The sequence below is a fragment of the Bacillus sp. FSL R5-0431 genome (assembly GCF_038002985.1).
Lineage (GTDB): Bacteria > Bacillota > Bacilli > Bacillales > Bacillaceae > Bacillus.
Map to the genome: position 1 here is coordinate 2166411 of NZ_JBBOOG010000001.1, position 21262 is coordinate 2187672.

Here is a 21262-nt window from a genome sequence, read left to right on the forward strand (position 1 = left end):
TTCCCCCTCGTTATTTGGCTCTTTTATAAAATGGTGTCGAGACGATTTTCGCTTTTAGGCGTTTTTTGCGAACTTGTACTTCCACCTCTGTTCCAAGCTGCGCCTGAGAAGATTCGATCAAAGCAAGCCCGACATTTTTCTTTAATGTTGGAGATTGTGTGCCCGTTGTGACAACCCCAATCTGCTTTTCTCCTGAAAAGACCGGATAGTCTGTGCGCGGAATCCCTTTATCGATCATTTCAATGCCGACAAGCTTTCGCTTCGCTCCCTCTTCTTTTTGCTTTTTGAGCGCTTCTTTGCCAATAAAATTGGCTTCTTTATCCGTTTTGACAGCAAAGCCAATCCCGCCTTCTAATGGAGAGATATCCTTTGTCAGCTCCTGGCCATAAAGCGGAAGTCTTGCTTCAAATCTCAAGGTGTCACGTGCACCGAGCCCGCACGGTATTAACCCTTTTGGCTCGCCTGCTTCTAATAAAGCCGACCAGATGTGGACCGCATCTTCTGACTGGCAGTAGATCTCAAAGCCGTCTTCCCCTGTGTAGCCCGTTCTCGAAACAAGCACTTCTTTATAAGCGACCTCAGCTTTTGATAAAAATGTAAATGGCTTGAGAGATGTCACTTCTTCATCCGCCACATCTTTCATAATGTCAGCGGCAAGAGGTCCTTGAAGGGCTAGCAAGGCGATTTGATCCGAGACATTTTGGATCAATACGTTGTTCTCACCTTGATGCTGAAGCAGCCAATCCACATCTTTTTCGATATTTGATGCATTAATAACAAGCAAATAATCGTTCTTTTCTTTTTGGTAGACGAGCAGATCATCCACCGTCCCGCCATCTTCATAGCACATGGCTGTATATAGTGCCTTACCGTCTGTCAGCTTAGACACATCATTGGTTAATAACCTTTGTAAAAAAGGAAGGGCATCTTGACCTTTGATTTCCACCTCACCCATGTGAGACACATCAAAAAGCCCTGCTTTTGTTCGAACAGCTTCATGTTCTTCTTTAATGGAAGAAAATTGGACAGGTAATTCCCAGCCCCCGAAGTCAATGGTTTTTGCGCCAAACGTTTCATACGCATGAAAAAGCGGTGTTCGTTTCAACATCAATCGTTTCCCCCTTTTTTCTTTCAGTGCAGATCACAAGCTGAATTTTCAGAAAAAAATCGCAGCAAAAAAGGACAGAGCGCTCCCTTTTATCAAAAAGAAGTCTCTGTCCTTGCACCTGAAAGTTTACAGCACAACAGCATTGTGCGTTTTCCCCTTTGGTGGTTTGCTAAAAATCGATGAGCAAACACTCTCCAGAGTTGCGTCCGGTAAGAGTACTTTTGCCTGAGAGATTCACTGAAACGATTCAGCTTGCTCCTTCGGCGCCTGCCAGTGCTAAATAACCGCCAAGTCTCTCCCCATACCATCATCCGCTCATATTCTTCACATTTATTGGACATACTATCAAAATGGGTGACTTATTTTCTAGATCACTTACCAACATCCTACCATTAGAAACGGATGAAGAGCAACAGAAAAATCATTAACATTTTTCAAACAAACATTCACTATTGTTCGCTTTTATTCATATATCTAGTCTTTTAAAGACCTCTTAAAAAATGAAGCGTTTAAATACAGAACAATTTTATCATTAACCTATTAGAAAGGCAGGCGATCACATTGAATATTCAAACGATTTTTGATCAGGAATGGGCAAGTGAATTTCAGCAGCGGCTTGCAGCAGACGGCCCCTGGGCGAACTGGGAAATGTACCGTTTAGCGACGCAGGTCCAAAAAGTCACAGCCATTGATTCATTTGAAGGACTGCAAGCTCCCGCGCACCTGCCTGCATTCACGCCTTTAAAACATCAGCTTGAAGTAGCCAGAAGAGTCGTAGAAGAGATGAATGGAAAAGCCATTTTAGCAGATGAAGTGGGACTTGGAAAAACCGTAGAAGCAGGACTCATTATCAAAGAATACATGATTCGTGGACTTGCAAAAAAAATTCTCATACTTGTCCCCGCCTCCCTTGTGTCTCAATGGGTACAGGAGCTGCGGACGAAATTTTACATTGATGCTGTTGAACAAAAAAAGAGCTACGTGTGGGAGCAGTGTGACGTCGTGGTTTCCTCCATTGATACAGCCAAAAGACAGCCGCATCGAGGCACCATTTTATCAATAGCCTACGATATGGTCATTATTGATGAAGCACACAAACTGAAAAACAATAAAACGAAAAACTATGAATTTGTGAGAAATCTAAATAAGAAATTCTGCCTGCTGCTGACAGCGACACCTATCCAAAACCGTATCGGAGAAATATTTAATCTCGTTTCCCTTCTGAAGCCAGGCCACCTCGGGAATGAACATCAGTTTAAAGATGTCTTTGCCAAAAAGGATTTACAGCTTGAAGACCACGACCGATTAAAACAGCTTGTGAATAAAGTGATGATTCGTAACCGAAGGCAAGACACAGGCATCGAGTGGACAAAACGGCATGTCAAAACAATTTCCATTGATTTCTCTCCAACGGAACAAGCTTTGTATGATGAAATCTGCAAGCTGAAAGAGAACCCGTCTTATGCAAAGCACATGTTTTCCATCATGACCTTGGAACGAGAATGCTGTTCAAGCCGCGAGGCGGTCTATATGACGATTAAAAAAATGCAGGAAGATGAAAAACATATCCTTGGATCCTCTGCTATAGCGCAAATTATGGAGAAAATCAATCAAGTTCAGCAAAACACAAAGGCGCTTGAAGTCGTCAAGCTTATTCAGCAGTTAAATGAAAAGGTCATTATTTTCACCGAATACCGCGCGACACAAATTTATTTACAATGGTTTCTTCAGCAAAATGGCATCAGCTCCGTTCCTTTTCGAGGCGGCTTTAAGCGGGGCAAAAAAGATTGGATGAAAGATTTATTTAGAGAACGGGCGCAAGTGTTAATTGCGACAGAAGCGGGCGGCGAAGGAATCAACCTTCAGTTTTGTAACCAAATCATCAACTACGATCTTCCGTGGAACCCGATGCGTCTAGAACAGCGAATTGGACGTATCCACCGCCTTGGACAAGAGCGAGATGTCCACATTTACAATATGGCAACAAACGGAACCGTTGAGGAACATATCTTAAAGCTTTTATATGAAAAAATTCAGCTGTTTGAAAACGTCATTGGCGATCTAGATGATATTTTAACGCGAATAGATATCAAAGATGCCGAAACAGAACTACATCAGATTCTCTTTCAGCACGAATCAGACGGAGACATGAAAAAGAAATTAACCCAGTTTGCTTCCTATTTATCAGAAGCAAAAACACCACTTTTAGAAAAAAGACAGCAAGGCTCATAAAGGAGAGTTGATCAATGGAGCAGCGTGACATACATACCTTTCTTCTCCGTTTCTTTCAGGCAAATCAATGCGACATACTAGAAGAAAGTGCAGGACATATGACCGTACAACTAACCATCGATATGGATAAATTGATTATGAACCGCCCTTTTTATTGGCACTGGCTTGAAAAAACTGGTGGTGTACCAGAGCCGCGGCAATTGACCCTCATCACCGATCAAAAAAAAGTGGATGATACGATTGAGGGTGAATTTATCCACTTCGGCTCCCCTCGTTTATTTCAAATATTTGAAGCTGTCAAACAGCAGGGCCGTTTTATCCGTCTCTATGAACGAGTCACTCCGCTCACGAACAACCAGATCGCACTCGAGCCATGGCTTGGTCTCAATGTGAAAATTTCTTATCTCGCAGATCGAAAAAAGGATAAGCTTTTATCACTAGGACTTCATCTAATACGCGGAGAAGTCGTTGAACAATTTCAAGAAAAGCTGGAAACCCGTGAGCTGTCATCTCAAATTCCCGATTATTGCTTTACAATGAGTACAATGATCAAGCCAGAAAGCGGAGTCAAACGGCTCTATAGTCTAATGGAGCGTTACGCCCATGAGGAACCAGACAATTGGGCGGTGAGAGCTGTTCAAAAATGGAAAGAAGACACTGAACTTTTAAACCAATTTTATGAAGGGACTTCAGACACATCTGTAGAATATGAAATAGAAAGACAAGCACTCAAAACTTTATACGAACCAAAAATCAGTCTTACGATTGAAAATGGCGGACTTTTTTACTTACAGCAAAAAAGAGGAGGTTGACCCATAGGTCCCCTCCCTTTCATGTGACATACAATTTTCGATCAGCCAAAAGCAACGTTTGTCTGTTTGTATTGGGCGGAAAAATGACGCAAGCAAACTATGAGGTCTTACCACCTGTGTCTTTCCATTTCATGCGTTAAGTGCCTGAAATACATGATTCAGTATTTTAGGAGGGTATTTGTATGGAAAAGAAAACGAACATATTAGACAGTGAATGGGTTCAATTATTACTTGAAGCTCGTAAAGCAGGGCTAACAGTTGAAGAAGTCCGTCAATTCCTCAAATCAAGTGAAAAGTCCTCTGAGTCTCACCCTCTGGTAAGAAGTCATTCTATCAAACCTTTCTGAATGTGCTATAATATCGAAAGGAAGGTGATGACATTGATTGGCCAGCGTATTAAACAATACCGCAATGAAAAAGGCTACTCACTATCAGAACTGGCCGAAAAGGCTGGGGTAGCGAAGTCTTATTTAAGCTCAATAGAAAGAAACTTGCAAACAAACCCCTCCATTCAATTTCTTGAAAAAGTCTCCGCTGTTCTGGACGTCTCGGTTCATACACTGTTACACGAAAAAGATGAAACCGAATACGATGGTCAATTAGATAGTGAATGGGAAAAACTAGTTCGAGATGCAATGACATCAGGGGTTTCGAAAAAGCAATTTCGTGAATTTTTAGATTATCAAATCTGGAAAAAAAATCAAGAAGAGGAGTAAAGCGCACATTTTAGCGCATACTCCTCCAATTGCTATGCAGAGCTTGATATCAGTCTAAAGACTGGCTTTATTTTTTATCTTCGCTGTGTGCTTTTTCGTTTTCTTTCACGTAGCCTTTTTCATCCGTATGCTTTTTGGGATTGATCGTTAAACCATTCCACTGAGTCGCTTCGAAGGAAAGATCAATTTGAATCGCATCGCCTTGGTATTTATTTTGGATATAGTGACCAGCTTTATCCTTCGTCTGGTCATTGACAAATTCAATGATCATTTCCATTTTATCGTAATCAAACGGGTTCTTTGGAATGCCGTCATACTCTGGAGCCACTGTTCCATCAACAGTTGCTACATTAATCTTCCCACTTTCATGTAAAAACTTCTCATCGACGGCATGACGAAGCTTTTCAAATGCGGTCTGATCCTGTTTTGACGTTAGTTGATGCAAGTCAAGCAGGTTTGCATGGTCTAAGATAATATTTTTCGGATAACCATTTCCACCTTCGGCTCCAACCGTAAGAACACTCACCTGAAACTGGCTGAGAAATTCTTCAGCTGTATTCTTACCGCCATTCTTCGCGGAAGCTCCGTCTTGAAACTGGCTGTAATCAAGACTCATCAGCACTTGATTGATCGCAAGCGATCCTTTATTTTCAAAATGAAATTCTTTCTTGATCCGATCACCAGGTTTTAAGTTCGCAAGGTTGATGGCGCCGGAGTTCTCTTTTGCTGATAAATCCAGCTCTCCTGTCGAGTAGACCGCGTTTGCCTTTTCTACATCGTTAAACGCCGCCCATGTCCCCCCGCCGATTAATGCAAGGCCTAAAGCCCCTGATAATACACCTAAACGAATTGATCTTTTCTTTGCCATGAATGAACCCCCTAATAAATTGTTTTATTGAAACCTAATTAGGTTACAAACGAAAATTTAAGCTTGTTCCTCTGACATATGTAAATCAGCCGTGTGTCTTCGGTGTTTTGCAGCGCCCACAAAATGAAGAGTGGAATAAACGAGCAGCATCACACCTGGTATAATGAGCAGCAACGCAGTTCCAGCCGAAGTCCCTGCATACGAAAGAAGCTTTCCTGCATAAGGAATGTTCACACCCGTATACTGCGCAGCCACCTGATCCGCTTTTACTAGCGTGCCGTCCTGATACATATTGTGGTCACCTTTCGTCTCAAAGGCTTTATTTGCTCCCTTTCCTTTCACCCCAACAATTCGGTGGGTCACATAAGACTGGTCCTGCTTCGTTTGAAACGTGATAATATCTCCTTTTTTAAGCGCCTCCGGTGAAGTCACTTCTTTTACGACAATGAGTGAGCCAGTCGAAAATTCCGGTTCCATAGATCCAGATAATACTTGCTTGAATTGATAACCGAAAATCTGAGGATCTCCCCCAGTAGTTCTTGAAGACAATACGACAATAATACATGCAATCATCACCGTGAACACCACCACATAAAGAATACTTCCAGACATCTTCATCCATTTTTTCATGACCTCTTCTCCCCTTCGCCTATCATTGTTTCCTTTAGAAGACAGCTCCATTTAGGATGCCTTTTCTTGACACTTTGCGAGCTGCATATGTTTAGACCATATGAATGCTTCTTCAGATCCACCAAAACCTTTAGGATAATAGATTTTAAACGCATAGATTCCATTCGTTTTTGCTTTATCTGTCGTGACAGTCGTTGTTTCTTGTGAAAGAAGGGACTGTATAGAGCCTTTTTCAATAATATGACCATCTTGTAACGGCTTCTGCTCACTTTTTACTTTATGTAATTCCCATTTCCATTCAGAGTGTGCAATAGGTTGTCCACTATTTTTTAGTGTCATGCTCAGCTTTTGAGGCGCGCAGACTGTTCCTTTGTTCATCGTTTGATCGATGAGTTCCAAATGACTTCTATCCCATTTGGTAGGCTGACAATGCTGATCCGTCTGTTCAAAATTTTCGCATGTTTTCATGACAAAGTTTGAGTGCTCAACATCGTTAAAAGAAGCGTTCGTTGTTGAGATCAAAAGAGATGTGAAAATCAAACAAATGGCACAAAAGAGTACAAAGAGCGACTGTTTCATTCATTCTCCAACTCCTTGAACGATTGTTCTTTAATAAGAACGATTACATACAGTATAAGGAAATACCTATAAAACCCAAAACGTCAAATTAGTCCATTTTGTTCGTAAACAAGAACCATTACGAGAAAATTCTTCCATTTTCTCATTCTTTCGCCGTATTCAATAATTTTTTGTGTGACATTTGTACTTCTTAAAAATTTACATAAAAGTGCAGCATTTGGTCAGAATAATACAGGTGAGGTGATGTGAAGTGAAATATGGAAAGATGATAATCATGCTCAGTTTACTGTTGAGCCCTATGATACACGACGCCACTCCTGCGGATGCGAAAGGTTTCACTGCCGCCGCAGATCAATGGGAAACACGGGCAGTCAAAGAAGCAAAGAAACGATATCCGCTGGCACAAGTCTTATTCAAACAAAAAGTATGGGACCGTCATCGTGAGAAGGAATCTGTGAAACAGTATCATATTACGTTAAAAGACCACGCCAAAGAATTTGGGGTATTTGTCACTATTTCTTATAACCCTTACTCAAACAAGGTCAATAAAGTGATTGTTGTGGAAGAATACAGCTAAAGGGGCATAAAAAAACCGCCTGCTGGCGGCTTTTTACTTTCGTCGATGTCGCTGACGTTTTTTTAACATCATTGAAAACCCAAACGGCAGAACCCCAAATAAACGCTGTGAAAATGGCGGTTTCGTTTCCATTTTCTCTTGTTTATGTTCCTTCCGTTCGTCACGTGGTGTATTCATATATTTAATGATTTCCTGCGTCATATATTTTACATAGTCATTGGTTTTCAACACATTCACCTCTTCTTTCTTCAAGTGTTACCTAGAAGAGGATCATTTTATACACTGGCTATTCAGGGTTTGCCCATTTCATGATTTCACGGGTCTTCCAATCCAGCACCAGTTCCAGCTCATCTGATAAACCATCCTTTGTTTTCACACTGACTAACATGAGGATACGCTTTTTCTTTTGATCGCATGTCATCTGCTTCAATGTCACGCGGCCTTCTTCAGTGTGAATATGGGTATGCTGCTTTTCACACAAAAGATGTAATGTACGGGCAGCTTCACTCGCCCCCACCCTGAAAAGCTGCTGTTTTTTATAAAAAGAAATCATCAGCTCTGCACTTCTCAGCTCTTTTTGAAACCCTATCGTCATTGATCCTAGGATCAAGAGAAAAAATAGAATCGCAGCTAGTACATGCGGATAGATAAATCCTCCTTCTCTTTTCACGATGTAGGAACCACCCCTTTATATATGAAAAAAACGGCTTCATACACCTTACCAGATTCATCTGTGACTTTCAGGATGGCTCTATATTGATTCGTTCTGACACGAAATTCTTTCACCTTTTGCAATAAAGGAAGATGGCCTGCTTGATCCATTCGCTTCCGAAGCATCTCTTGATATGGCTCAATCGTTACCACTCGCCCTTGATCAGATACATACTCTAACGCTTTACCTCCTTGCACCGATCTAACAGCCGTTGCACGGCTTAATTCCTCATCTAATTGCAGGACAGTCTGTTTCCATTCCATTTGTGAAAATCGGTTAATCTCTTCAAAAGGACGGGCTTTCTCAGCTGTAGAAAAGATTAGTACACAGCCAAAAGAAAGGAACAAAAATAGCTGTAATTGCCACAAAGTCTGGACAAGGGTAAAACCTTGTTCATCGTTCAGCAACATGGTGAAAGCATATGGTCTGCTTTTTTTGTATTTTGTATGATACACATCCCTTCTCTTTACTCCAATTGAATACATATGTGACGTCGCCTCGTTTCTTTTTGACAGAAGGTTTTGTACCATCTATGAACGATTCATTCATCTGTTCATGCAAGATTTGGTAAGCTTCATATTTGGCTCTTACTTCATTTTTCCCTATCATGATTTTTTCATAGGCTGGCATGAGCACAAGGGCTGCAAATAGGAAGATATGACAAGCAAACAGCGCCTCAATCGTACTAAACCCTCTATTGTTTTTGAACATGGATTCGCCCGCTTCCTAAATAGATCGTGAGTTTATACGTTTGACTGCCAAATTGAATGATGAGAGACCCGCCGCTGCTTGGATGTCCGTTTACATTAAAATAGATACCTTGTGGAAATGTAGAAGCCTTAATGCTTCCCTTTTGTTGCTGAAAAGAAGTAATGACTTCGCCATCCTTCTGATCGATTACCTGATATGATACATGTGGCGGATGGAATTCAACATACACACGTGTTTTTTTGATAAATGCAGTATAAGCAGCCAATTGAAAATCTTGTTTCATGATGTTCACTTGTCTTTTGGCTTCAGCGCCTTCTATTAAATTTGGGATTTTTCCTCCTATGATCGACAATAGAATCGATAGAACAAGTAAGATCATTAGCTGTTCAATGAGGGTAAAACCCTTCTCATGAAAAATCAATTTATTCATGCTTCACATGGCCGTTTTGAATGACAATCGCTTTTCCATTAGGACACGATAATCCCTTTTTGACATAGCCTTCTTTTTCTAATTCAGCTAAAGATGGTGTCTTGCCATCATGCTCTAATTCATATGCCATCACCTGTGTGCTCACCATTGATTTAAGCCCTTCACAGCCCTTTGCTTGAATCGTTTGGTGGTGACGAGTGATATTCGGAATGGTAATAAGTAAAAGAATCGAAATCACGAGCATGACAATTAACATTTCTAACAGGGTAAATCCTTTATCATTCATGTCTTTGTCCTCCTTCTTACACTTGCTCCATGAGTTGATACATTGGTAAAAGAATAGATAGATACACAATGAGTATAAGAAGTGCTGTCACACCATAGATAACCGGCTGCAGCCACGAAATCCATTTTTCAATTTTCAGCTCTGCATTCTCTAATAGAAATTGGCTGTACGTGTACATTTCTCTTGCAAGCATCCCGCTCGCTTCACCATGCTCGATGACGGCTGCAAAATGTTTCTCGAAAAAAGGAGACGAGCTTACTTGATATGCCATGCTTTCTCCTTTTCTTAGCTCTTCAATCATCTGTTCTGATATTTCTTGAAGAAAGGGTAAGTAGCTTTGCTGTTTAAAAGCTAGCAAGCTCTCGTACATCGATAATCCAGCTTGAAGCAGTCCGCTTAACTGAAGAGAGAAAAGGTACGTATGCATCAGCCGCATTCCTTTATATAAAAAAGGAAACCTGCTTATCACCCTCAGCTTCTCAAGGGTGGACTTTTTCCTAAAAAAGACAGCATAGTATCCGGTCAAACAGATACACACACAGCCGATGAGGAGGAGAGAAACATGCAGCAATTGAAAAAGTCCAAACATACCTTGAATCAGCCATGACATTCGGGTATCCATCGAGGAGTACAAGAGAGAAAATTGAGGAATGATCATTTGCTGAACGAGTATGAGCACGACCAAAACCGTAAAGATGAGGAAGATCGGGTAACGTAACATGCGTTTAAACGTGTCTACCTGTTTGATTTTTTTCTCTAAAAACCGCGCGCTTTGTTCAAGTGCTTGTGCTAGACTGCCATGCTTTTCGGAGAAACTTAATATGGCAATGACTTCCCGCTGAAATTGGAGTCTCTCCAGCACCACATAAAAAGGCTCCCCTTCAAGCAGCCACTGAATGCCCGGTGTTAATTGCTGCTGCTGCTCATTCGACAACTGGATATTCACCATCGTTAATGCCTCAATCACTGTATATCCAGCCTGAATCAATTGAGCAAGTTTTGATAGACATTCCGCTTGGTCCTTTTTCGACCATGCTTTAGAGGCTTGCTTCTTCATAAACCCAGCGATGATAGGTGTTTTTCGATAAATAGCCTAGTGCCACTCCTTTACGAATTAATCTTTGCAGTGTTTCATATGACGAGTGAGCATATTCTCCTTTAGCCTCCTTGATACACTCACCGAGCTCCTTTCCGAACAGCAGTTCAAATACATTTGTTCGTCTGACCGGTCGATTTAATTTACAGTAAAGCTGACATGTTTCTCCGCAAAAAGGACAGGTGAGCTCGATTAATCGCTGCGCAGCAATCGCAACCATCGTTTGTTCGAGTTCATTCATTGTGACACCAAATTCAAGCATACGATAAAGGGCTCCTTTTGCATTTTTCGCATGGAGCGTACTCATCACTAAATGGCCTGTCAGTGCTGCTCTAATTGCCGTTCGGGCCGTTTCGGCATCTCTTATTTCTCCTAGCACAATCAGATCTGGATCATGTCTTAAAATAGCACGTAATCCTGCGGCATATGTGATGCCGGCTTTTTCATTCACTTGAACCTGTAACACTTCTTCATTTCTTGTTTCCACAGGATCTTCAAGTGTAATAATATTTCGGTTGAAATTCTTTTTTGCAAACTGGATTAATGAATAAAGGGTTGTTGTTTTCCCTGAATTTGTTGGACCGGTAAATAAAATCAGCCCATGCGAATGATTCAAAAATGATAATAACCTGATGGAGGCTTTCGGAAATAGTGACAGATGTTTTATTTTTGGAACATGATCCTGCGGCAATATTCTAATCACTAAGCTCTCATCATTTACAGTTGGTAAGGTAGACATCCGAATAAACACCTGGCCGCTTCTTAGCATCACAGCTAGTGACCCATTTTGCGGCCTCCTTTTTTCCCCGATATCCATGGATGATAAAAATTTAAAATGAGCAATGAGCCGCTCGCCGCTTTTTTTATCAATGGTTCGCTGCTGAATTAAATCTGAGTCTACGCGGAAAGATACCGACGCTTCCTTTTCTTTTGGAACAATATGCACATCAGATGCTCTCATGCGGCATGCTTCTTCTAGCAGCTCTTGTCCCAAATATTCAATACCATACAAATGGTTCACTCCCTTCTCTGACCATATTGTAAGTTGGAGGAACCTGTCTGACAAAAGAGCATTTTATCATTTTAACGACTAATCATGCGAAAAAATCATCAGCTTGCGATGGAAAACGTGGTTTTTTAAAAAAGAGCATATAAAAAAACCTGACTTTTACAAGTGCAGGTTTTTTGGTCATGTTGCTTCTTGCGGCTGTTCTTCAAAAATACGAAATCCTCTTTTTTCTAAAGCTTTTGCAAGGCTGTGTTCAGTATTTACTTTTGAGAAATCAATGCCCAATTTCACGACGGTTTGAGCAATTTCTGGGCGGATGCCTGAAATAATCGTCTCGATTCCTAGAAGCTTCGCACTATCCACCACTTTAAAGAGCTGATAAGCAACCATCGTATCAACGACCGGTACGCCTGATATATCAATAAACAAATGCGTTAGACGCAGTCTTGAAGCCTGTTCTAGTACGGATTCTAGAATAATTTTGGCCCGGTACGTATCAATCTCTCCGATGAGCGGCAAAATCCCAATTTCCTTTGAAACTGGAATAACAGGAGCACTCAGTTCCTGAATCATCTCTCTTTGTGCATTTAGCTGACTCAGTGTCACACGGTCGTATTCTTCTGATAAACGCTCGATCATATTATCAAACGTGGAATGAAAATGCTGATTCCACCCGCACACATCTTGGAGCGTCACTTCAAGCTCGGTTTCTAGTATGAATTTCTCGATTCTCGAACAGAAAATCTGACGGAATATCTTAAATTGTCCAATGATTTCATATAAAGGCACCTCATGAACGGCTCGATCACGTGCAATATCAACAGACCATTTTTTTAAATGATTTTCTACTTTGTCTGACAGCGTCACAAGCGTTGCTGCAATGGTTTGAATAAACGCTGTGTTCTGTTCCTTCAGCTTCATTTCCGTTTCCTCTGAAGCATGTTTGGAATATAATGAGCCTTCTTCTGTTCTTGTTTTCAGCCATTCTTCGGTCATGATAGGGGCTTCTTTTAGGATAAATTCATATAATTGCTTAGATTTTTCATTTTTCATTTACTTCTTCCGCTCCTTTTTCACTTAAAACTAGTGACATACAACTTTTATGTATAAATGACCGCAGATGGTGAACAATATCATTACACGTTTGATATTGGGCTATAGCCAAGTGGTAAGGCAATGGACTTTGACTCCGTGATCGTTGGTTCGAACCCAGCTAGCCCAGTTCAGCACAAAAACGAAGACGGCTGAAGAATGTTTCAGCTGATCTTCGTTTTTTATTAGGAAACCGATTGATGAATCGCTTTCTTTTTTGATATTTTCATGAGTTCCCCGGGATTATAGCCTACTACCAATTTGTTTCCATCAAGGATAATTGGTCTCCGGAGCAGTTTTGGTTTTTCAATGAGAAGCTGAAGAACCTCGTTTACTTTTAAATCATTAATATTTAAATTTAAGCTTTTAAAAGCCTGGCTTCGTGTGGCTAAAATTTCATCCATTCCTTCTGTTGTTAAGGAAAGAATCTTTTTTAATTCATCTAGGGTTGGCGTTTCTCTGAAAAGGTGACGCTCTTTAAAATCAATTTGATTCGCCTTTAGCCAATGTTTTGTTTTGCGGCAAGACGTGCAGCTCGGGTATGAATAAAAAGTAATGTCACTCATTAGTCTTCCTCCTTAGGTCGTTAACCTTTTCTCTTATGGAGTAAGTACCCTCATGTATTTCGGCATAAACACGTTTTGATCACTTTTTCAAAAAAATTTTTTCTACTTGTAAAATAAATGTTCACACGTTGTCAAAAATGTAAATGTTTACATAACAAGTGGTGATCAGCTATAATATGAATCAAAGGGGTTTTTTTAAGGGGAGGGAAAGAAATGAATCGCATGTTCCGCGTGCTTGGCTTTTGGACGGGTATTTTTGCTGTCATGTTCTATTTAGGGCATATGAAAGATGCATCGTTGCTGTTCTTCGGTCAAACCGTTCTTTTTGTATTTTTATCCTACTTGAATTTATCCGAAAGAATGTATATTTACATTTTCGGAGCGTACTTGACGATTTTCTTTGCCGGATTTACATATTATTCGATCTTCATCATGGTTCCCGGTACCGGACATTAATTGAAAAAAGCGTCTCTTTAAAAAGAGATGCTTTTTTCATACCTGTGTTTAAAGAGAAAAACCATTGATAAACGGATTTTGCTCCTGCTCTGTGAGTACAGTGGTTTCACCGCCATGTCCACTTAAAACAAGAGTTGATTCTGGTAATGACAACAATTTGTTATGAATCGATTGAAGCAGCACTTCTTGACTGCCCCCTACTAAATCTGTTCTCCCGATGCCGCCTTCGAATAACGTGTCACCAGAAATCACAAATCCTTCTTCCGCTGAATAGTAAGACACACTGCCTGGTGAATGCCCAGGTGTATGGAACATCTCTAATGTAAACGATCCAATTTGAAGAGTTCCTTCTGACGTAATTAATTTTTCTGCTTCTTTGACCGTAATTCCATTCCCAATCAATCGAGCTGAACCGTTTAATTCAGCGTTCGTCAGCCATTCCTTTTCATTCTCGTGTGCATAGAGTGGCACTCCCCACTCTGCACGCACCTCATCTGCCGCACCGATATGATCAAAATGAGCATGTGTCAGTAAGACAGCAAGCGGTGTGAGCTGTTTTTCTTTTATATAGGAAATCAGCTTTTGTGCTTCACCGCCTGGATCAAAGATTAAGCATTCTCCGTGCTCATTTTTCCAAATATACGCATTCGCTTGTACATAGCCTAGTGGCATTCTTCTCCAATTCATTTTCATCACCTACTTTATTCATTCTTTTTTATTATGAAGGCTACACAATAAAAATTCAAACAATCGTCAACTGGAATCTACTCGACAAGCTTTATGAAAACGGTTAAAATGAAAAGAAAGGAAATCAAGGGGATTGATGACAAAGGGGGACTTTCACATGATGCTCGTCATTATTTTTGGTCTAGTCACGATTTTAGCTGCACTCGGGATCTATCGCTCACTTAAAAAAGTGAACGTACTTGCCATCGCTTTTGCTGGCGCGACATTTTTGGTTTTTGGATGGTTTACTGTCATGACCATCATCTATAGCGGTTATCCAACCGCACATTAAAAGCCTGCAATAGCAGGCTTTTTTTATTGATTCAAGTGCTTATTCACGCTTTCTATTTTACTTGTAAGCGTTGTGGTTTGATCCCGCCTGTCATCAATGCGGATATTGGTGGCTACGCGGTGCAATCCCTTTTCAAAAGGTGCTTCATGAATGCGCTGAATGACTTCAAATAAAACAGATAATTCACCTTCAATTAACGTATTCATTGGTGTTAATTGATAATTAATTTTCCCTTCTTTTTGAAAGCCTTCTAAAATTCTTTGTACATCTGCTACATAAGCACTGACACTTGGTGTTTCAGTACCTATTGGAATGATGGTCACATCTGCTATGGCCATGTTTCTTGCCCCTTTCCATTGAATCCTCATGTTTTCTCGTCCTCATTGTAACCTATTCACAATCAATCATGCCATGCTCACGTTGCATTTAAAGAAGGTTTGTCTCGTTCTATCGTCAAATCCGCCCTCTCTACCTTCCCAATCTTTGTGAATAGAAGCAGGCATATCCCTGACACAGCTTCAATGATGCCGCCAGCCGCAATGACATACCCAGACCCAAATAGTGTCGCCATATAGCCGCCAATGAGAGCGCCTAACGGAATCATGAAGAAGGAGATCATGTTGATAATCGCATACACTTGCGGCTGATCCTCTGCTTTTACTGACAATTGAATCATTGTATGTTCAGGCACGTTGACTGCACTAATGGCAGCCCCTAAAGCAAAGGCTGATATAAACACAAGTGGTAAAAATGCGTTCATGCCTGTGATGAAGAACGAGATTCCATCAACGATCCCGGCACCTATAAACAGCAGCCCATACCGGTTCACTTTTACCTTTGTCAAAACAAACCCCATCAAGAAGGCACCTAGTGCCGTTGTGACTTTAATAAATGAATAGATAACTGGTCCACTATGTAAATCCTCTGTTAAATAAATAACAGACAATGCTTCCCATGGTGCTGCAGCGAAGTTTGAACAGACACAAAAAATCGCCAATGGAAACAAAATATGATGCCTTTTAACAAGTGAAAATCCCCGAATTAATCTTTTGCCGTATGATAACCCTTTTTTGGCTTTATCGATGATGACTTCTGTTTCATATGTAATGATTAATACCAATAAAGCGGACAAGAGATAAAGAGGAATGATCACAAGCATTGTATATCCTACCCCTACAAATGCAATCATGACACCACAAATCGTTACCGTCACAAGCCTGACCACATGACTTGCTGATTGGATGGTTGCATTCGCTTTTTGTATGAGGTCCTCATGGACAAGCTTTGGAATAATTGATACGGACGCCGGTTCGTAGGAGCCGCCAGTCGCCGAATGAAGCAGCATACAGCCAATCACAAGTGCTAATGGCGTGAAATCATAAAAGTAACTGACCACGATCACAAGGATTATCGCTCCTCTTGTTAAATCAGCAAAACACATCCAAAATTTCAATTGATGCGGCTTCATCATTGGGGTAATCAGCGGCCCAACAATGGCTTGCGGAACAAAGCTGACCGCAATAAAAAAAGCTGTTCCAATTGCCCCTTTCCCGCCTAGTACTAAAAGCCACAAGATGGTGTTGAAAGATAAACTATCAGCTGTTATTTTGCACATTTTAGAAATAAATAAGTAAGTGAAATTCCTTTTCCACAGGCTTTGAGCACTCAATGATCGACATCTCCCTAAAACATATCCTTTTTTTTACATCCGTACTTTTCACAATAGCTCACAAGGCGGCCTTCGTCAATTGCTCTAACATTATTTTTATTGACAATAAGAAATTGCTTCATATTCAAATGTAAAAAGCACCTGACAGGTGCTTTTTAACACTTACATGCTTCCCATAACAGCCACTTTGTTTTCTCATAGATGGAATCAAATTGATTCATGGAAAGAGGATTTTTCCCTAATCCAAGCTCGACTGTATAGCCCTCATTGTGAAATTGATAAATAAACCAATCGCGATAGCCTGCATAGCTGTCAAGATATTGTACCGGTTTATAGCCGCTTACTTGCTCGAATCGTTTGACCGTTTCTTTTGAGATGGCAGGTTCGTGGCCAAGAAAGCCCCAGTATATCTCTTCTCCTTGTGTATGGAGAGCGATCAGCCGGTCAAAGCGTTTTCGTAACGCTAGATTTGCCATCGCTTTCGCTTCTGGTTCTGTTAGCGGCTCGCGCCCTGGAAAACCCCGATTGGACGGTGCCTTAGGCTGATGACGGTAGTATTCGATCTCCCAATAAGCTGGAAATTGATTGTTCAAATCCACCCCTCGAATATTTGCTTTCCACTCCTGATAATCAGCATATCTACCATGTAGCGGTGTGAATTCTTCACTTCTGAGACCTAGCGACTCAGGTCCATTCCGTACGAGGTCTACGCCATCTGGATTCACCATTGGCACAATGGAGAGAGCTGTGGTTCGCAGAATATGAACGGCTTCATGATGTCTTGCTTGCACCGGGTCAGATGCGGCTAAACACAGCGATTTCAGCCATTTTATTAAAACAGACGTCGTGATCCATTCATTTGCATGAAAAGAGGCATTCAAATGAATAGAATGTAAATGCTGAACAGGCTCTGTTCGGATTTCATAAATAGGTGTATCAAGCACTGAATGACCTATTATGCTGATTTGAAGAAAAGGAAATGCGGCTTTCAAGCGGCTCAGCTCTTCTTCTAATTGAGCACTATCATATTCAAAGGTTCCATTGATCCAATCATCGGATTGCTGCAGCCTGTAAGGCGCAATAAATTTCTGCAGCTCACCTATGGAAGAAAATGAATGGATGCCTTCCGGAAGTCTATATCCCGGTAAAAGAAGGTGATCAGTGCTTGTTTGATTGGATAAATGAAAAGCCGCATTCCCTATCCCTAACTGCTTTGCCACATTATCCTTTCCCGCTTCATCCAGCTGCCATTCAATTTTCCCAAATGACGTTGTCTTCATTTACATCCCTCCTCTCATACTATATGAGCCGGCAGACAAAAAAAGAAAACCTCTGCATCTAAAAATAGCAGAGGTTTTCTCATATGTTAGGACGCCTTTTTCAGCTTCGTTTCATCTTCTTTTTTGGATGGAGAATGGTCCGGGCTGTTCCGGTCATAAAATCTAAGGAGATCACCGTAGATGATTTGATCAGAGAATTGGAGCTCTTGCTTTGCCTTCTCTTCATAAGACTGACAAACGGTCTCATCTTCTCTTGGCTCACCCGTTTCTTTATTGTAGCAAACTCCATCTGTGAAAACACTGTCCTTCGTAATAAAGCTGCCATCACGAAGCACGGTAAAGTCATTCTTATCTTTTGATAAAAGATCATGACCAAATTGAATCTGTTTACTTGTATCAATTCCTAAAAGATTGAGTATAGTTGGACGGATATCGACTTGACCGCCTACCGTGTCAATTTCTTTTGGATGTTGATCTGTGATCCCTGGAATGTGTACAACAAACGGGACTTTTTGAAGCTGCACTTCTTCAAATGGCGTAATCTCTTTATTTAAAAATTGTCCCATTGCTTCGTTATGGTTTTCTGAAATTCCATAGTGATCCCCATATAAAACAAAGATGGAATTTTCGTACAAACCTGTTTCCTTCATCTTTTCAAAGAAAATCTTCAGCGCCTCATCTTGATAACGCACTGTAGGAAAGAACTTGTTTAACGTTTTGCTCTTAGAATCATATTCATCAATGAGCTTATCTTCTTCATCTAGATCAAATGGAAAGTGATTCGTTAATGTAATCAATCTCGTATAGAAAGGCTGCGGGATCGATTTCATCAATTCCGCTGACTGTTCAAAGAACGGACCATCTTTCAAGCCCCAGCCAACTGAGTTCTCTTCATTCACATCAAATGATTTAATATCAAAAAACTTATCGTAGCCAAAGCTATCGTAGATCAGGTCACGATTCCAGAAACTTTTGTTATTCGCATGAATAACAGAAGAGTGATACCCCTCATCCTCTAACAACTCAGGTGTGGCTGTATACTCATTGCTTGGGTTTGTGAAGAACACAGCCCCTCTTCCAAGTGGATAGAGAGAGTTATCAACAATAAACTCTGAGTCCGATGTTTTCCCTTGACCTGTTTGATGATAGAAATTAGTAAAGTTGTAGCTTTTCTTGATTAGTTTGTTTAAAAATGGGGTAATTTCTTTCCCATTTAATTTTTCATTGACCACAAAGCTCTGAGTAGACTCTAGGGAGACAAGAATGACATTTCGCCCTTTCGCTTGACCAAACGTTTTTTCATTACGGTCGGTTTGATTTGCGCTTACATAGTTTTCAATTTCCGTTAAGCTATTGCTGTCGGCAAGGGCTCGTTGAGCAGACTGCTTCGATTGCAACACTCCATCATAAATATGGAAATTATATAAGCTAATATTTTTCACCAGCATCTCACGGTCAAATGAGCGAGTGAGCAGTTCTGGTCTTTCTGTTTCAGCCAAACCAAGGTTAAAGAAGAAAGTGGCTGCCACAAATAAATAATAAGCTGCTCGTTCTTTTCGTGAAATGGTGACATCCGTTCTAAAGGAAGGCTGCTTTTTATAGAGCCACATTAAAATCATAATATCAACGAACATCAGAAAATCGACTGGTTCAATTAAAGAGGTAATACTTGACCCGAGGTCACCCATATTGTTTGTTTGAAATAGGACGGGGATGGTTAGAAAGTCACTATAGAATCGATAAAACACAATGTTAGCTAACAAAATGAATGTCAGGATAAAGCTCATCACGATGATATATCGATTGCGATTTTTTTCTTTCATAAATAAACCGATACCGAAGATAAACAAGAGAAAGCTAAGCGGATTAATAAACAGGATAAACTCCTGCATGAAATTTTCTATTTTAATATTAAAGCTAGATTTATAGATAACATAGGTTTTGACCCACATTAACAATGTCGCAATCAGTAAAAATGAAATCGCCTTTAATCTTTTCTTTCGCATTGTAACCTCCTTATGCTCTAAGCATGCACTCAAGTTAGGGAATACCCTAATTATTGGTGCTTCTTCAAAAATAACTAAACTATATCTTATCCTGTATGTGCTGGAAAATCAATGTCTTTTTCCTCATGACAAACTTATGAATATGCTAAACATTTCATTTCATGCCCATCTATCGCTTTTTTTAATAAAAATGACATCATGATGACTTTTTTGTTTAAGACAGCCATTTGTTTTTTGCCATCCATGCACCACCGATGACTCCTGCATCGTTTCCGAGTGAAGCAATCACGACTTCGACATCATCAGCGCAAGGCGGAAATGCGTGATGTTTAACAACGTGCTCTACTTTACTGCGAAGAAGCTCCCCTGCTTTTGAAACACCGCCGCCAATCACGATTTTTGTTGGGTTTAACGCACTGGCAAGATTCGCTAAGACAAGTCCAAGATGAGTCGTCACTTCTTCTACGACACGCATGGCAAGATCATCTCCACATTCAGCGGCCCTAAACACATCCTTTGCAGACAGCGAAGTGAGCGTGCCAAGTGAAGATGTATGCTGCTCCCTTTCTAATTTATCCTTTGCAAGCCGAACGATGCCAGTCGCAGATGCAATGGTTTCAATACAGCCTGTTCTTCCGCAGTTGCACGGTGCTCCTTGGAATGGAACGGCACAAATATGGCCAATTTCTCCGCCAGCCCCTGTCTCACCTTGAACAACTTCACCATTTACAATAATACCGCCGCCAACACCCGTGCCAAGTGTGACCATCAGGATATTTTTTGCGCCATCTCCTGCACCCTTCCACATTTCACCGAGTGCAGCAATATTCGCATCATTTTCTATGACAGATGGAAGTCCTGTCTCTGCCTCCAGGTGATCTTTGAGTGGATAGTTTGTCCAGCCGAGATTCGTTGTTTTATAGACAATCCCAGATACTTTATCTACAGGCCCAGGTGCACCCATTCCAATCCCAATAAGCGCTGATTTTGGCATACTGATTTCGACCAGTTTGTGGTCAATTGATTTGGCAATATCGACTGTGATCGTCTGCCCTGATTTATCCGTAGGAATCTCCCACTTATGCTGAATTTCACCATATAGATTAATGAACGCAAGCTTAATTGTCGTACCGCCAAGATCAACTCCTACAAACCAATCCCCTGTCATATGCCCTCCACCTTCACATTGTTTTTCGATTTAATTTGGCTAGTTCCATTTGAAGAATAGTCATTGCGTTTGACCATTCGGTCCGGTCAATAATGCCCGATGTATACATTTCCTTCAGTTCATCTGCCATAAATTCTAATTCCACTTCACGATCTCCGAAATACACATAATTTCCAAATCTCATGAGCAGCTGCTGTACATCATATAACGTTTTCATTATTTCCACCATTTCTTCTCATCA

The 21262-nt window shown here is 40.7% G+C and carries 28 protein-coding genes, 1 tRNA gene and 2 riboswitches; of the genes, 8 read left to right on the plus strand and 21 right to left on the minus strand.

The annotated features are described in order from the left end of the window. Window positions 1-10: 10 nt before the first annotated feature. Window positions 11-1108, minus strand: coding sequence for a glycine cleavage system aminomethyltransferase GcvT (gene gcvT / locus MKZ03_RS10920; protein ID WP_340973303.1), 1098 nt, complete (start codon window positions 1106-1108; stop codon window positions 11-13). 104 nt (window positions 1109-1212) lie between these two features. Beyond that, window positions 1213-1308: riboswitch (glycine riboswitch) on the minus strand. 3 nt (window positions 1309-1311) lie between these two features. Further along, window positions 1312-1419, minus strand: a riboswitch (glycine riboswitch). Between the two features lie 250 nt (window positions 1420-1669). On the opposite strand from gcvT, the gene MKZ03_RS10925 reads away from it, so the two are divergent. The 4 genes from MKZ03_RS10925 (at window position 1670) to sinR (ending at window position 4868) form a co-directional block, all read left to right on the plus strand. Beyond that, complete coding sequence (locus tag MKZ03_RS10925) at window positions 1670-3340, plus strand: DEAD/DEAH box helicase (protein ID WP_334749719.1); 1671 nt, start codon at window positions 1670-1672, stop codon at window positions 3338-3340. Window positions 3341-3354: 14 nt separating this feature from the next. Next, complete coding sequence (locus MKZ03_RS10930) at window positions 3355-4152, plus strand: YqhG family protein (RefSeq protein ID WP_034661279.1); 798 nt, start codon at window positions 3355-3357, stop codon at window positions 4150-4152. Window positions 4153-4334: 182 nt separating this feature from the next. After that, a complete protein-coding gene (locus MKZ03_RS10935) occupies window positions 4335-4499 on the plus strand; it encodes an anti-repressor SinI family protein (protein WP_003217357.1) in 165 nt (54 codons plus the stop codon). A gap of 33 nt (window positions 4500-4532) precedes the next feature. Then, complete coding sequence (gene sinR / locus MKZ03_RS10940) at window positions 4533-4868, plus strand: transcriptional regulator SinR (RefSeq protein ID WP_095285385.1); 336 nt, start codon at window positions 4533-4535, stop codon at window positions 4866-4868. Between the two features lie 67 nt (window positions 4869-4935). Here the strand turns inward: sinR and tasA are convergent, their stop codons facing one another. From tasA to tapA, 3 genes are read right to left on the minus strand one after another with little or no spacing between them, the layout of a single operon-like run. After that, window positions 4936-5736, minus strand: a complete 801-nt coding sequence (gene tasA / locus MKZ03_RS10945; protein WP_034661283.1) for a biofilm matrix protein TasA — start codon at window positions 5734-5736, stop codon at window positions 4936-4938. A gap of 57 nt (window positions 5737-5793) precedes the next feature. Then, complete coding sequence (gene sipW, locus MKZ03_RS10950) at window positions 5794-6366, minus strand: signal peptidase I SipW (RefSeq protein ID WP_066031752.1); 573 nt, start codon at window positions 6364-6366, stop codon at window positions 5794-5796. A gap of 51 nt (window positions 6367-6417) precedes the next feature. After that, window positions 6418-6945: an amyloid fiber anchoring/assembly protein TapA gene (tapA, locus tag MKZ03_RS10955; protein WP_307499920.1), complete on the minus strand. Its 528-nt coding sequence runs from the start codon at window positions 6943-6945 to the stop codon at window positions 6418-6420. A 298-nt stretch (window positions 6946-7243) separates the two neighbouring features. Between tapA and MKZ03_RS10960 the strand changes: the two genes are divergently transcribed. Continuing rightward, the gene (locus MKZ03_RS10960) at window positions 7244-7522 is read left to right on the plus strand and encodes a DUF3889 domain-containing protein (protein ID WP_307500677.1); all 279 of its coding nucleotides are present in this window, start codon (window positions 7244-7246) and stop codon (window positions 7520-7522) included. Window positions 7523-7555: 33 nt separating this feature from the next. Here MKZ03_RS10960 and MKZ03_RS10965 read toward each other — a convergent pair whose 3' ends face one another. The 9 genes from MKZ03_RS10965 to MKZ03_RS11005 all read right to left on the minus strand — a co-directional run bounded on the left by MKZ03_RS10965 (window position 7556) and on the right by MKZ03_RS11005 (window position 12819). After that, window positions 7556-7750, minus strand: coding sequence for a YqzE family protein (locus tag MKZ03_RS10965; protein ID WP_024718846.1), 195 nt, complete (start codon window positions 7748-7750; stop codon window positions 7556-7558). A 58-nt stretch (window positions 7751-7808) separates the two neighbouring features. After that, window positions 7809-8192, minus strand: coding sequence for a competence type IV pilus minor pilin ComGG (locus MKZ03_RS10970; RefSeq protein WP_341031800.1), 384 nt, complete (start codon window positions 8190-8192; stop codon window positions 7809-7811). Further along, on the minus strand, window positions 8189-8689 hold the full coding sequence (comGF, locus tag MKZ03_RS10975; RefSeq protein WP_340973308.1) for a competence type IV pilus minor pilin ComGF: 501 nt from the start codon (window positions 8687-8689) through the stop codon (window positions 8189-8191). The genes MKZ03_RS10970 and comGF overlap by 4 nt, the downstream gene beginning before the upstream one ends. Next, window positions 8628-8945 (minus strand): competence type IV pilus minor pilin ComGE, encoded by a 318-nt coding sequence (gene comGE / locus MKZ03_RS10980; protein WP_341031804.1) that lies wholly within the window; start codon window positions 8943-8945, stop codon window positions 8628-8630. Before comGE ends, comGF begins: the two co-directional genes overlap by 62 nt. Continuing rightward, the gene (comGD, locus tag MKZ03_RS10985) at window positions 8929-9375 is read right to left on the minus strand and encodes a competence type IV pilus minor pilin ComGD (protein WP_066030666.1); all 447 of its coding nucleotides are present in this window, start codon (window positions 9373-9375) and stop codon (window positions 8929-8931) included. Before comGD ends, comGE begins: the two co-directional genes overlap by 17 nt. Then, window positions 9368-9661, minus strand: a complete 294-nt coding sequence (gene comGC, locus MKZ03_RS10990) for a competence type IV pilus major pilin ComGC (protein WP_341031806.1) — start codon at window positions 9659-9661, stop codon at window positions 9368-9370. The genes comGD and comGC overlap by 8 nt, the downstream gene beginning before the upstream one ends. Window positions 9662-9677: 16 nt before the next feature. Next, entirely contained in the window at window positions 9678-10718 is a 1041-nt protein-coding gene (gene comGB, locus MKZ03_RS10995; RefSeq protein ID WP_307499924.1) for a competence type IV pilus assembly protein ComGB, read from the minus strand. Next, window positions 10699-11769 carry a competence type IV pilus ATPase ComGA gene (comGA, locus tag MKZ03_RS11000; protein WP_106030998.1) on the minus strand — a complete coding sequence of 357 codons (1071 nt, stop codon included), beginning with the start codon at window positions 11767-11769 and terminating at the stop codon, window positions 10699-10701. Before comGA ends, comGB begins: the two co-directional genes overlap by 20 nt. 177 nt (window positions 11770-11946) lie before the next feature. Further along, complete coding sequence (locus tag MKZ03_RS11005) at window positions 11947-12819, minus strand: STAS domain-containing protein (RefSeq protein WP_341031810.1); 873 nt, start codon at window positions 12817-12819, stop codon at window positions 11947-11949. A gap of 98 nt (window positions 12820-12917) precedes the next feature. On the opposite strand from MKZ03_RS11005, the gene MKZ03_RS11010 reads away from it, so the two are divergent. Then, window positions 12918-12988: transfer RNA gene (locus MKZ03_RS11010), tRNA-Gln, on the plus strand. 55 nt (window positions 12989-13043) lie between these two features. Here MKZ03_RS11010 and MKZ03_RS11015 read toward each other — a convergent pair. Then, window positions 13044-13424 (minus strand): Spx/MgsR family RNA polymerase-binding regulatory protein, encoded by a 381-nt coding sequence (locus MKZ03_RS11015; protein WP_034661298.1) that lies wholly within the window; start codon window positions 13422-13424, stop codon window positions 13044-13046. Between the two features lie 213 nt (window positions 13425-13637). Between MKZ03_RS11015 and MKZ03_RS11020 the strand changes: the two genes are divergently transcribed. Beyond that, entirely contained in the window at window positions 13638-13880 is a 243-nt protein-coding gene (locus tag MKZ03_RS11020) for a DUF2626 domain-containing protein (RefSeq protein WP_003217440.1), read from the plus strand. A 48-nt stretch (window positions 13881-13928) separates the two neighbouring features. Here the strand turns inward: MKZ03_RS11020 and MKZ03_RS11025 are convergent, their stop codons facing one another. Continuing rightward, window positions 13929-14567, minus strand: a complete 639-nt coding sequence (locus tag MKZ03_RS11025; protein ID WP_341031813.1) for an MBL fold metallo-hydrolase — start codon at window positions 14565-14567, stop codon at window positions 13929-13931. Window positions 14568-14724: 157 nt separating this feature from the next. Here MKZ03_RS11025 and MKZ03_RS11030 point away from each other — a divergent pair, with 157 nt between their 5' ends. Continuing rightward, the gene (locus MKZ03_RS11030) at window positions 14725-14898 is read left to right on the plus strand and encodes a DUF2759 domain-containing protein (protein WP_003217333.1); all 174 of its coding nucleotides are present in this window, start codon (window positions 14725-14727) and stop codon (window positions 14896-14898) included. A gap of 23 nt (window positions 14899-14921) precedes the next feature. Here MKZ03_RS11030 and MKZ03_RS11035 read toward each other — a convergent pair whose 3' ends face one another. The 6 genes from MKZ03_RS11035 to MKZ03_RS11060 form a co-directional block, all read right to left on the minus strand. Then, window positions 14922-15236, minus strand: coding sequence for an MTH1187 family thiamine-binding protein (locus tag MKZ03_RS11035; protein WP_034662003.1), 315 nt, complete (start codon window positions 15234-15236; stop codon window positions 14922-14924). Between the two features lie 77 nt (window positions 15237-15313). After that, window positions 15314-16567 (minus strand): MFS transporter, encoded by a 1254-nt coding sequence (locus tag MKZ03_RS11040; RefSeq protein ID WP_080869494.1) that lies wholly within the window; start codon window positions 16565-16567, stop codon window positions 15314-15316. Window positions 16568-16722: 155 nt separating this feature from the next. Further along, window positions 16723-17847, minus strand: a complete 1125-nt coding sequence (locus MKZ03_RS11045) for a M14 family metallopeptidase (RefSeq protein ID WP_307499927.1) — start codon at window positions 17845-17847, stop codon at window positions 16723-16725. A gap of 86 nt (window positions 17848-17933) precedes the next feature. Further along, window positions 17934-19853: an LTA synthase family protein gene (locus tag MKZ03_RS11050; protein WP_341031816.1), complete on the minus strand. Its 1920-nt coding sequence runs from the start codon at window positions 19851-19853 to the stop codon at window positions 17934-17936. A 214-nt stretch (window positions 19854-20067) separates the two neighbouring features. Next, window positions 20068-21021 carry an ROK family glucokinase gene (locus MKZ03_RS11055; protein ID WP_340973317.1) on the minus strand — a complete coding sequence of 318 codons (954 nt, stop codon included), beginning with the start codon at window positions 21019-21021 and terminating at the stop codon, window positions 20068-20070. 13 nt (window positions 21022-21034) lie between these two features. After that, entirely contained in the window at window positions 21035-21238 is a 204-nt protein-coding gene (locus MKZ03_RS11060; protein ID WP_008342322.1) for a YqgQ family protein, read from the minus strand. Window positions 21239-21262: the final 24 nt, after the last annotated feature.

Coding starts and splice junctions, on each gene's coding strand:
- MKZ03_RS11045 (WP_307499927.1), bottom strand. CDS start 17,847: ATGAAGACAACGTCATTTGGGAAAATTGAATGGCAGCTGGATGAAGCG.
- MKZ03_RS11005 (WP_341031810.1), bottom strand. CDS start 12,819: ATGAAAAATGAAAAATCTAAGCAATTATATGAATTTATCCTAAAAGAA.
- MKZ03_RS10930 (WP_034661279.1), top strand. CDS start 3,355: ATGGAGCAGCGTGACATACATACCTTTCTTCTCCGTTTCTTTCAGGCA.
- MKZ03_RS11055 (WP_340973317.1), bottom strand. CDS start 21,021: ATGACAGGGGATTGGTTTGTAGGAGTTGATCTTGGCGGTACGACAATT.
- MKZ03_RS11015 (WP_034661298.1), bottom strand. CDS start 13,424: ATGAGTGACATTACTTTTTATTCATACCCGAGCTGCACGTCTTGCCGC.
- MKZ03_RS11020 (WP_003217440.1), top strand. CDS start 13,638: ATGAATCGCATGTTCCGCGTGCTTGGCTTTTGGACGGGTATTTTTGCT.
- tasA (WP_034661283.1), bottom strand. CDS start 5,736: ATGGCAAAGAAAAGATCAATTCGTTTAGGTGTATTATCAGGGGCTTTA.
- gcvT (WP_340973303.1), bottom strand. CDS start 1,108: ATGTTGAAACGAACACCGCTTTTTCATGCGTATGAAACGTTTGGCGCA.
- MKZ03_RS11050 (WP_341031816.1), bottom strand. CDS start 19,853: ATGCGAAAGAAAAGATTAAAGGCGATTTCATTTTTACTGATTGCGACA.
- MKZ03_RS11030 (WP_003217333.1), top strand. CDS start 14,725: ATGATGCTCGTCATTATTTTTGGTCTAGTCACGATTTTAGCTGCACTC.
- tapA (WP_307499920.1), bottom strand. CDS start 6,945: ATGAAACAGTCGCTCTTTGTACTCTTTTGTGCCATTTGTTTGATTTTC.
- comGC (WP_341031806.1), bottom strand. CDS start 9,661: ATGAATGATAAAGGATTTACCCTGTTAGAAATGTTAATTGTCATGCTC.
- sipW (WP_066031752.1), bottom strand. CDS start 6,366: ATGAAAAAATGGATGAAGATGTCTGGAAGTATTCTTTATGTGGTGGTG.
- MKZ03_RS10935 (WP_003217357.1), top strand. CDS start 4,335: ATGGAAAAGAAAACGAACATATTAGACAGTGAATGGGTTCAATTATTA.
- comGE (WP_341031804.1), bottom strand. CDS start 8,945: ATGTTCAAAAACAATAGAGGGTTTAGTACGATTGAGGCGCTGTTTGCT.
- comGB (WP_307499924.1), bottom strand. CDS start 10,718: ATGAAGAAGCAAGCCTCTAAAGCATGGTCGAAAAAGGACCAAGCGGAA.
- MKZ03_RS10960 (WP_307500677.1), top strand. CDS start 7,244: ATGATACACGACGCCACTCCTGCGGATGCGAAAGGTTTCACTGCCGCC.
- MKZ03_RS11035 (WP_034662003.1), bottom strand. CDS start 15,236: ATGGCCATAGCAGATGTGACCATCATTCCAATAGGTACTGAAACACCA.
- comGD (WP_066030666.1), bottom strand. CDS start 9,375: ATGAATAAATTGATTTTTCATGAGAAGGGTTTTACCCTCATTGAACAG.
- MKZ03_RS11025 (WP_341031813.1), bottom strand. CDS start 14,567: ATGAATTGGAGAAGAATGCCACTAGGCTATGTACAAGCGAATGCGTAT.
- MKZ03_RS11060 (WP_008342322.1), bottom strand. CDS start 21,238: ATGAAAACGTTATATGATGTACAGCAGCTGCTCATGAGATTTGGAAAT.